This is a genomic window from Micromonospora sp. NPDC005367 (assembly GCF_040606825.1).
In the GTDB taxonomy this organism is placed as follows: Bacteria; Actinomycetota; Actinomycetes; order Mycobacteriales; family Micromonosporaceae; genus Micromonospora.
This window is the reverse complement of the sequence record NZ_JBEXFP010000016.1, coordinates 128,371-135,563: the sequence shown is the minus strand read 5'-3', so window position 1 is coordinate 135,563 and position 7,193 is coordinate 128,371. Positions and strand designations below refer to the sequence as shown.

The following is a 7,193-nucleotide window of genomic DNA, read 5'->3' as shown; positions in this document are numbered from 1 at the left end:
GGCCTCGGCCCGGCCCCGCCCCGGCCCCGGCCTCGCGCCGGCCTCGGCCCGGTCTCGCGCCGCCCCGGCCCCGGGCCCCGGCCCCGCCCCGGGCCCCGGCCCCGCCCCGGGCCCGGCGCGGTCCCGGCCGCGGGCCAGGTTCCAGCCCCGGGCCAGGCCCGGGGATCGTGGACCACCCCGCACCAGCGGTCCCGGCCCTGGCGTCAACCTGGTCCTGTCCATGGCCTCGACCCGTCCGCTGGCCGGTTCCAAGCCGGTGTCGGCCGCCGGGCCGGTTCCGGTCGTGCGCCCACTCCGACGGTTGGCCCGGTGGGCGGCGGGTTCAGAGGACGTGCAGTGCGGTGCAGAGCCAGCGGCCCCGACGGTGTTCCAGGCGGAGTGCGAGTGCCCAACTGCGTCCGGCGGCGCTGCTGAGCACTGCGGCCACCTCGACCGCCCCGGTGCGGGGCTCGCTTGCCCGTAGGCGCCGCAACCGTGCGGTGGGTCGGGCGGACCGGGCCGCGCGGCGGTGTGGCGGTCCGATGCGGCTGGCGGCGCGCGACAGTTCGGGCAGGAGGTCGTGCGCCCGGGGCGGATCGAGCAGGGGCCGTAGCTGCGCTGGCGGCCGGTAGCCGTTGAGTACTTCAACGCATGTGGAGACGAAGCGGTGTGCCGCGCGGGTCGCTTCCGGGGTGGCGGTGACCAGGGCGTCGGGCGGCAGTGGTGTGGCCGGGCCACGTCCCGGACCGGTGGGTGCCGGCCGGAGCCCGGCCCGCCGGACCGGCGGGTGACCGATGTCGGGCCGGTTCGGTGCGAACAGGTCGAGGGCGAGCTGGCCGTGGGTGGGTGGCGACCAGCCGATCTCGTCGTCGACGTACGGCGGGTCGAGCGGCGGCGCGGGGCGGAGGCGGATGGGGGGCCGGGACGGCCCGGGACGACGGTTCATCGGCTGCTCCCAAACCCTGCGTTTGCCTTCGTTTGCCTTCGACCAGCTCCTATTGTCGGCCAGGGCAGAGCCATCGGTCAATGGTGTGCCGCTCTCGTCCGGCTATTCGGCGTCGCGCTCGGTCAGTGGATTGCTGCGTACCCAGTCGGCGGTCTCCGCGTACTTCTGCTGGATGTACTCCTCCAGCCGGGCGCGCTCCACGCGCCACTGGCCGCGTCCGCCGATCTTGATCGCGGGCAGTTCGCCGCTGCGCACCATGTGGTAGACCTGCGAATCCGACACGTTCAGCTCGGCGGCCACGTCGGACAGGAGCAGGAACCTCGGCTCCACGGAAACTCCCTCAGTTGGTTTCGGTTGCCTCAGTTTGCCATCGTCACCCTGCGAACCACAGCATTCGTGCGGCGCCGCCGCCCTGCCGCGCCGTCGGACACACCGGCCCGGAACTTCCACCGGCCGGACGCGGGGTGTATGACGGTCACGGCGTACGGCATGATCTGCGCCCGGGCCGGTGCCAAGCCGGTGGAGGACCTGAGCGGGGAGACGACCGTGACCGACCAGCTTGTCCGGGTGTACGTTCCGGCGACCGTACCGATGCTGGCCCGGCTGCGCGAGCACGGGCTGGCCGCCGCCGAGGCGCACGCGGTCACGCCGGCCCTGCGGGAGTGGTACGCCGAGGGCGACGAGGAGGAGTTGGAGTACGTCGCCTTCACCCGTGCCGCCCAGGACGCGCTGCAACTGCTCCGGGCCGATCCCGGTGCCCCCCGCCGCCGGGTGGTGGTCTCGGCCGACCTGCCGGCCGCCGCTGTCGGACGGGCCGACGGGGAACTCGGTTCGAGCATCGTCGCGTTGACCGGCGCGGTGCCGGTGGGTGCCGTGGCGGCCGTCCACGTCGACGGCGCGGAGGCGGTCCAGGATGTCGCCGCAGCGGCCGAGGTGGTGGTCGAGGCGCTCGCCGGGGACCCGGACGCCCAGTTCACCGTCGACGGCGCCGAGGACCACGAGTTGGAGTGGTACGACGTCACGGAGCTCGACCTGCTCCTGCGTACGGCCTCCTGACGGCCCGGTGCCGCGCCGGCCGAAGATCGGCCGGAAGACCGGAGATCGGCCGGAAGACCGGAGATCGGCCGGAAGACCCGAGAGCGGCGGGTTGGACCCTGCGATCGTCCGCTCTGACCGGGCTCGTCCGGTCAGCGGCCGGCGCCGGCCGCCACCGGGTCCTCGGCCGGGTCGTCCTCGCGCTCGGTCGAGCCGAGCGTGCGGCCGAACGCGATGAGCGCGGTCAGCGCCCCCACGAAGAGCACCCAGATGCCGTTGTCCACGCGCGAGGTACCGAGCATGGTCTGCGCGACGGAGTCCGCCTCGCTGAGCGCGCCGGCCAGGTCGAGCAGGGCGCGCCCGCCGACCCGGATGATCACCTCGGCGAGCAGCAGGAACAGCCCCGGCCCGGCGCCGGCCAGCAGGTACGCCGGCCAGCGGGGCAGCGTCGCGGCCGGGTCGCGGCGGATCGTGCGGCGCTTCGACCAGGACAGGTACGCGAAGGCCAGCAGCCCCGCCACCAGTCCGGCGAGCAGGGACTCGGTGCGCGACACCCACTTGGCGGCGTTCACCAGCGACTCCTGGGTGTCGCCCGCGCCGAAGAGGTCGAAGAGCGGATCCCGGGCCTGGCTGAACGCGACCACGAAGATCAGTGCGCCGAGCGCCGAGGCGGCCACCGCGCCGACCACCGGGGCGTTGCGGGCGCCGGCCACCGCGCCGCCGATGATCGCCGCGGCGGCGGTCGTGCCGGCGATGACGTTGGTGGTGGCGTTGTCCGCGTAGGTGAGGTTGATGGCTATCGCGGCGACCAGCCCGACCAGCATGCCGGCGCCGATCGCGCCCACGAAGCGCAGGGTGATTCCACCGCCGTACCGGCGGGCCAGGGCATTGCCGCCGGTGAGGGCGACGGCGGCGCCGGCCACCAGGGCGGCCGAGATCACCCCGGGCAGCGCGAAGGCGGAGAGGCTGATCACGGTGACGCCGGCCTCCGCCGAGTGGATCGCCTCGCGGGTCGACCAGAGCATCGCGGCCAGCCAGCCCAGCGACAGCAGCGCGAGCAGGGCCGCGGCGGGCGCCGGCACGGGACCGGTGACCCGAGCGGAGTCCTCGCCGTCGACCGCGTCCGCGGCATCCGTCCGGTCGCTGGCCGGGTCGTGGTCCACCGCCGCCTCGGCCTGGCGCGCGGCCGGCTCGTCGGTCGCGGGGTCGATGACCGACGCCGGGCCGGCCTCACCGGCCGTGGTCTCCGCCGTGTCGCCGTCCGCGTCCTGGTCCGGCTGCGCGGCGTCGGGGCCGCCGGGCTGCTTGGTCATCGTCTTCCCTTCGCGGGGTCGGCAGGTCACCGACCACCCAGGGTAGCCGCCTCCGGTGCCCGTCCCGCGCGCCCGCCACCTGCCCGTCACGCCGCGTCCGGTCGGCCCCGCCGGGGCGGGCCGCGAGCATGTGCGTGACCGGGGGCGGTCATCCGATCATCAGGCGCTCGTCCGGGCGTGGCGACGGGGAAGCATGACGGTCACCCGCCCGTGAAACAATCTCCCCAGGTCCCGCCGTCGTGGCCGGTCAACCCGGTACGTCGTGCGGCGTCCGGCCGTCCGGTCGGTGCCCGCGGGTCCGGTTCCGCCACCGCTGTCGAGATCGCCAGGAGCCTTCATGGACGCCGTGTTCTCCGTCCCCGAACCGCGCAATGAGCCGGTACGCACCTACGAGCCGGGCAGTGCCGACCGGGAGCGGCTCCAGCGGCGGCTGACCCAGCTCGCCGCCGAGCGCATCGACCTGCCGATGACCATCGCTGGTGAGCAGCGGATGGCCGGCGGCGCGTCGATCGACGTGGTCCAGCCGCACAAGCGCGCGCATGTGCTCGGCGTCACCGCGCACGCCACGCACGACGACGCCCGCGCCGCCGTCAAGGCCGCGAAGGCCGCCGCCCCGATGTGGCGGGCGCTGCCGTTCGAGGAGCGTGCGGCGATCTTCCTGCGCGCGGCCGAGCTGCTCTCCGGCCCGTGGCGGGACACCCTGAACGCGGCCACCATGCTCGGCCAGTCGAAGACGGTCGTGCAGGCGGAGATCGACGCGGCCTGCGAGTTCATCGACTTCCTTCGGTTCAACGTCCACTTCGCCCGCAGGCTTCTCGCCGAGCAGCCGCTCTCCTCGGCCGGCACGTGGAACCGGTTCGACCACCGCCCGCTCGAGGGCTTCATCTACGCGGTGACCCCGTTCAACTTCACCGCCATCGCCGGCAACCTGCCGTCGGCCCCGGCGCTGCTGGGCAACACGGTGGTCTGGAAGCCGGGCCCGACCCAGCAGTTCGCCGCCCACTTCACCATGCGCCTGTTCGAGGCGGCGGGCCTCCCGCCCGGTGTGATCAACATGGTCACCGGCCGCGGCGAGGAGGTCTCCGACGTGGTGCTCGCCGACCCGGACCTGGCGGGCATCCACTTCACGGGCTCCACGAAGGTCTTCCAGCAGCTGTGGCGGACGGTGGGCGAGAACATCTCCGGCTACCGGGGCTACCCACGCCTGGTCGGCGAGACCGGTGGCAAGGACTTCGTCGTGGCGCACACCAGCGCCGACGTCGACGCGCTGCACACCGCGCTGATCCGCGGCGCCTACGAGTACCAGGGCCAGAAGTGCTCGGCCGCGTCCCGCGCGTACATCCCCCGCTCCATCTGGGAGGGCGGCCTGCGTGACCGGCTCGCCGCCACGGCGGACGGGCTGGCGTACGGCGACGTCACGGACTTCAGCAACTTCGGTGGCGCGGTGATCGACGACAAGGCGTTCGCCCGGCACACCGCCGCGCTGGAGCTGATCTCCGGCGACGACACCTGCCGGATCCTGGCCGGCGGCACCGCGGACGACTCGGTCGGGTACTTCGTCCGGCCGACCCTCTTCGAGTGCAGCGACGCAGCCCACGAGACGTTCACCACCGAGTACTTCGGGCCGATCCTCGGCGTGCACGTCTTCGACGACGCCCGCTTCGACGAGGTGGTGGCGCAGGCCGAGTCGATCGCTCCGTACGCCCTCACCGGGTCGATCTTCGCGACGGACCGCGAGGTGGTCGACCGGGTGGCGGAGAAGATGCGGTACGCGGCCGGCAACTTCTACATCAACGACAAGCCGACCGGCGCGGTGGTCGGGCAGCAGCCGTTCGGCGGTGCGCGGGCGAGCGGCACCAACGACAAGGCGGGCTCCTGGCACAACCTGGTCCGCTGGACGTCGCCGCGGACGATCAAGGAGACGTTCGTGCCGGCGACGGACCACACGTACCCGCACATGGGCTGAGCGGACGCCGGAGGGCCCCCTGCTGGGACAGGGGGCCCTCGGCACCTCAACGGACTGTCGTCGGCCGACAGTGCACATTGGAAGACCTGTTGGGTGGCAAACCGTCAAATCCTGGACGGCGCGTCGGCAAAGTGGCAGCGTAATGCCCATGGCGGATTCCGGAGTCAACCCCACGGCGGCGGCCTTGCTCGGCCTGCTGCACGAGGGCCCGATGACAGGCGGTCAACTGATGGCCGCCGCTGAGCGCCGTCTGGCGCCGTACTGGTCGATGACCCGCAGCCAGGTCTACCGGGAGTTGCCGGTGTTGGCCGAGCGAGGCATGGTGCGGCTGGGCAAGCCCGGGCCGCGGTTGAGTCAGCCGTACGCGATCACGGCGGCCGGAAAGCGGACATTCGCGAAGTGGTTGGCCGAAAACCCCGGCCGGGACACGATCCGTAACCCGGTCGCGTTGCGGATGGCCTTCGGCAACCTGCACTCGGCCAGCCAGCTCAAGAACCTCTACGCCGAGGCGAACGAGTACCACACCGAGGCCCTGGCGCAGGTCCGGGAGCAGGTCAAGAACGCCAAGAAGGAGGGCGAGATGTACGACGCGAGCGCCCTGGAGTTCGCTGTCGCGTACCACCGGGCGGCGCTGTCCTGGCTGAAGAGCGCCCCGGTCGGGTGAATCGCGGGCGGGTCGCCTCCGGGGCGTGAGCTGTGCGGCGCGCGGAACCAGCAGGTTTTTGCCGGTGACTGCGGGGCTCGCAGGCTGAGTCCTCATCCTTCGCAGTACGCTTATCAGTCGTGACCGCTGCGGACTACGCCGAACAGCTCAAGGAACTCGACGCCACCCTGCGCAACATCGAGGCAGTGCTCGACCTCGACCGGCTGCGCGAGGACAAGGCCCGACTCGAGCAGGAGGCCTCCGCGCCGGACCTGTGGGACGACCAGGCCAAGGCGCAGCATGTGACCTCGCAGCTGTCGTACGTCAACGGCGAGATCAGCAAACTCTCCAGTCTCCGCTCCCGGCTCGACGACGCCCAGGTCCTGCTGGAGCTGGCGGAGGCGGAGTCCGACCCGAGTGTGCTCGGCGAGGTGGAGAGCGAGATCACCGGGCTGACCAAGGCCATCCAGGAGATGGAGGTCCGCACCCTGCTCTCCGGCGAGTACGACTCCCGGGAGGCGCTGGTCGCCATCCGGGCGGGCGCCGGCGGGGTGGACGCCGCCGACTTCGCCGAGATGCTGCTGCGGATGTACCTGCGCTGGGCGGAGCGGCACGGCTACCCGACCGAGGTCTACGAGACCTCGTACGCCGAGGAGGCCGGCCTCAAGTCGGCGACCTTCACGGTCAAGGTCCCGTACGCGTTCGGCACGCTCAGTGTCGAGTCGGGCACGCACCGGCTGGTCCGGATCAGTCCCTTCGACAACCAGGGTCGCCGGCAGACCAGCTTCGCCGGTGTCGAGGTGCTGCCGGTCGTGGAGCAGACCGACCATATCGACATCCCCGAGAACGAGATGCGGATCGACGTCTACCGGTCCTCCGGCCCGGGTGGGCAGAGCGTCAACACCACCGACTCGGCGGTGCGCATCACCCACATCCCCACCGGCATCGTGGTGACCTGCCAGAACGAGAAGTCCCAGCTGCAGAACAAGGCGTCGGCGCTGCGGGTGCTCCAGGCCCGGCTGCTGGAGCGCAAGCGGCAGGAGGAGCAGGCCAAGCTTCAGGGGTTGAAGACCGACGCGGCCGGCTCGTGGGGCGACCAGATGCGCTCGTACGTCCTGCATCCTTATCAGATGGTGAAGGATCTCCGAACCGAGCAGGAGACCGGCAATCCGAGCTCGGTCTTCGACGGCGACCTGGACGAGTTCATCGAGGCCGGGATCCGGTGGCGCAAGCAGCGGGAGCTTGCCGGCAACAATGCGTGACGGCCTGCGGGCTCAGCGCGTCGTCGATCTCCGGCACAACAGTCTAAAT

At 72.2% G+C, this 7,193-nt stretch carries 7 protein-coding genes; 4 read left to right on the top strand and 3 right to left on the bottom strand.

Annotated features, from left to right (window positions below; translation table 11 throughout):
- Positions 1 to 322 precede the first annotated feature (322 nt).
- Together ABZS42_RS14400 and ABZS42_RS14395 are read right to left on the bottom strand one after the other, a co-directional pair.
- On the bottom strand, positions 323 to 925 hold the full coding sequence (locus tag ABZS42_RS14400) for an Rv3235 family protein (protein WP_355145225.1): 603 nt from the start codon (positions 923 to 925) through the stop codon (positions 323 to 325).
- A gap of 102 nt (positions 926 to 1,027) precedes the next feature.
- Entirely contained in the window at positions 1,028 to 1,255 is a 228-nt protein-coding gene (locus tag ABZS42_RS14395; protein WP_076474191.1) for a helix-turn-helix domain-containing protein, read from the bottom strand.
- 216 nt (positions 1,256 to 1,471) lie between these two features.
- Here ABZS42_RS14395 and ABZS42_RS14390 point away from each other — a divergent pair, with 216 nt between their 5' ends.
- Complete coding sequence (locus ABZS42_RS14390) at positions 1,472 to 1,981, top strand: hypothetical protein (protein ID WP_355145237.1); 510 nt, start codon at positions 1,472 to 1,474, stop codon at positions 1,979 to 1,981.
- Positions 1,982 to 2,112: 131 nt separating this feature from the next.
- Here ABZS42_RS14390 and ABZS42_RS14385 read toward each other — a convergent pair whose 3' ends face one another.
- Positions 2,113 to 3,273 (bottom strand): hypothetical protein, encoded by a 1,161-nt coding sequence (locus ABZS42_RS14385; RefSeq protein WP_355145223.1) that lies wholly within the window; start codon positions 3,271 to 3,273, stop codon positions 2,113 to 2,115.
- A 337-nt stretch (positions 3,274 to 3,610) separates the two neighbouring features.
- On the opposite strand from ABZS42_RS14385, the gene pruA reads away from it, so the two are divergent.
- From pruA to prfB, 3 genes are all read left to right on the top strand, one after another.
- Entirely contained in the window at positions 3,611 to 5,239 is a 1,629-nt protein-coding gene (gene pruA, locus ABZS42_RS14380) for an L-glutamate gamma-semialdehyde dehydrogenase (RefSeq protein ID WP_355145221.1), read from the top strand.
- Positions 5,240 to 5,387: 148 nt separating this feature from the next.
- Complete coding sequence (locus ABZS42_RS14375; protein WP_355145219.1) at positions 5,388 to 5,903, top strand: PadR family transcriptional regulator; 516 nt, start codon at positions 5,388 to 5,390, stop codon at positions 5,901 to 5,903.
- Positions 5,904 to 6,022: 119 nt separating this feature from the next.
- Complete coding sequence (gene prfB / locus ABZS42_RS14370) at positions 6,023 to 7,144, top strand: peptide chain release factor 2 (RefSeq protein WP_355145217.1); 1,122 nt, start codon at positions 6,023 to 6,025, stop codon at positions 7,142 to 7,144.
- Positions 7,145 to 7,193: the final 49 nt, after the last annotated feature.